We start from the raw sequence: 1,554 nt of genomic DNA, 5'->3' as shown, positions 1-1,554 counted from the left end.
CGCTCCGTACCCGCATTAAACGACTGGCGCGTAAAACGATTTGCTTCTCGCGCTCTGTCGAGATCCACGAAAAAGTCATCGGAGCCTTCATCGAAAAACACATGTTCTACTAATTGGAGTCATTACCATCTCTGGACTCCTGTTTATCCACTACCCTGTCCCCACGATAGGACCGGCAAAGATACAAGGCGGTAATGACATGAAATTGGTCTTGGTTGGGTAGCGTGAAGAAATAATTCATGCCTGAAAAAACATTCAATAACAGGAGTTCATCAAGCTCCAGCCCGGTTTCTTCCAGTACCTCGCGCCGGGCTGTCTCTTCTAACGACTCCCGGATCTCAAGCAATCCTCCCGGCAAGCCCCAGTTACCATTGAGTCTTTGTTGTAATAAGATATGACCCTCCTCATTCAGGATGATGACGTTGGCCCCCGCCAATAATAGCGGCTGATGACCGATAATGGCTCTCATTTTTTTAACATAGCCGCTCATCGTTATTTCCCATTGATATAGGTTGCAATTCGTTGCGCATGGCGCTGTATATTAAGGATAGCCGTTATTATGCTATCGATATCAGGTTCCGCCAACAATGGATAAATGGGCAGGCAAAGTATGTTGTCAGCGATATTTTCACAGACCGGCAAAACTATCGCGTTGTATGCCTGATAAGCTTTCATTTTATGTACCACCGGGTAAAAATAGCGCCTGGTGGGTATGCCCTCAGCCGCTAACGCTGCCTGTAAAACATCTCGACTGCAGCCAAAAGCCTGTTTATCGATCTGAATTGAAAAATCCTTATAGGCACTCTGCATATTCGCCGGTATCCGTTGCAGGCGGATACCGGGAACCATGGCTAATTTTTCGGTATAGGCATTAGCGGCCGCCTTCCTTAATCTAAGGTGTTGCGGCAGCAAATCAAAGGAGGCAATACCCATCAAACAACTTATCTCATTGAGTCTTCCATTTGTCCCTACATAGGTGCAATCGTAATCACCGGGGTTGCCATACTCTCGGTAGGTTCGTAACCGTTGTGCCAAGGCAGCGTCCCGCGTGAAAACAAGGCCGCCTTCTCCTGTCACCAGTGTTTTGGTCGGGGTAGTGCTAAAAACTTCAGCGTCGCCAAAACGGAGGCTGTAAAATAATCTGTGTAAATGGCATTTTTAGCAAAACCTTTAAAGGACTACAAAATGCCTATCAGCAACGATCTTATTGACCAATTGCTCCAGGATTGCCACTCCCCTCAGGACCTGTTGGGGGAATCAGGATTACTCAAGGAACTGAATAACCCCGAGTTTATTAGAGAGTAATTTTGGCAATACTACGCCGCTTCCTCTGATGCTAATTGCAAAGCGTAATAGTTCATTTCGGCTTCAGTAGGAGGGATGTAACCCAGCCGCCCGAGCAGCCTTCTGTTGTTGTACCAGTCCACCCAGTCCACCCAGTCCAGCGTGGCCAACTCCACTTCCGTCCGGTTTTTCCAGCTCCCGCGGTGGATAACCTCCGTTTTGTACAACCCGTTGATACTCTCTGCCATCGCATTATCGTAGGAGTCGCCG

At 47.9% G+C, this 1,554-nt stretch carries 3 protein-coding genes and 1 pseudogene; 1 reads left to right on the top strand and 3 read right to left on the bottom strand.

Annotated features, from left to right (window positions below):
* Window positions 1-113 (top strand): IS1 family transposase (locus CINSTRO3249_RS15745; RefSeq protein ID WP_044698828.1); only part of this gene is annotated, 113 nt, incomplete at its 5' end.
* Here the strand turns inward: CINSTRO3249_RS15745 and CINSTRO3249_RS15740 are convergent.
* From CINSTRO3249_RS15740 to CINSTRO3249_RS15730, 3 genes and pseudogenes are all read right to left on the bottom strand, one after another.
* The gene (locus CINSTRO3249_RS15740) at window positions 110-490 is read right to left on the bottom strand and encodes an NUDIX domain-containing protein (RefSeq protein ID WP_074013894.1); all 381 of its coding nucleotides are present in this window, start codon (window positions 488-490) and stop codon (window positions 110-112) included. The genes CINSTRO3249_RS15745 and CINSTRO3249_RS15740 overlap by 4 nt on opposite strands.
* A gap of 2 nt (window positions 491-492) precedes the next feature.
* A pseudogene (locus tag CINSTRO3249_RS15735) lies at window positions 493-1,110 on the bottom strand (DegT/DnrJ/EryC1/StrS family aminotransferase); the annotation flags it as partial.
* A gap of 206 nt (window positions 1,111-1,316) precedes the next feature.
* On the bottom strand, window positions 1,317-1,554 hold a 238-nt coding region (locus CINSTRO3249_RS15730; protein ID WP_143146883.1), incomplete at its 5' end, for an integrase core domain-containing protein.

Origin of the sequence: Candidatus Sodalis sp. SoCistrobi (genome assembly GCF_900143145.1) — a bacterium.
GTDB lineage: Bacteria > Pseudomonadota > Gammaproteobacteria > Enterobacterales > Enterobacteriaceae > SoCistrobi.
This window is presented reverse-complemented; position numbering and strand designations above follow the sequence as displayed.

Coding starts and splice junctions, on each gene's coding strand:
- CINSTRO3249_RS15740 (WP_074013894.1), bottom strand. CDS start 490: ATGAGCGGCTATGTTAAAAAAATGAGAGCCATTATCGGTCATCAGCCG.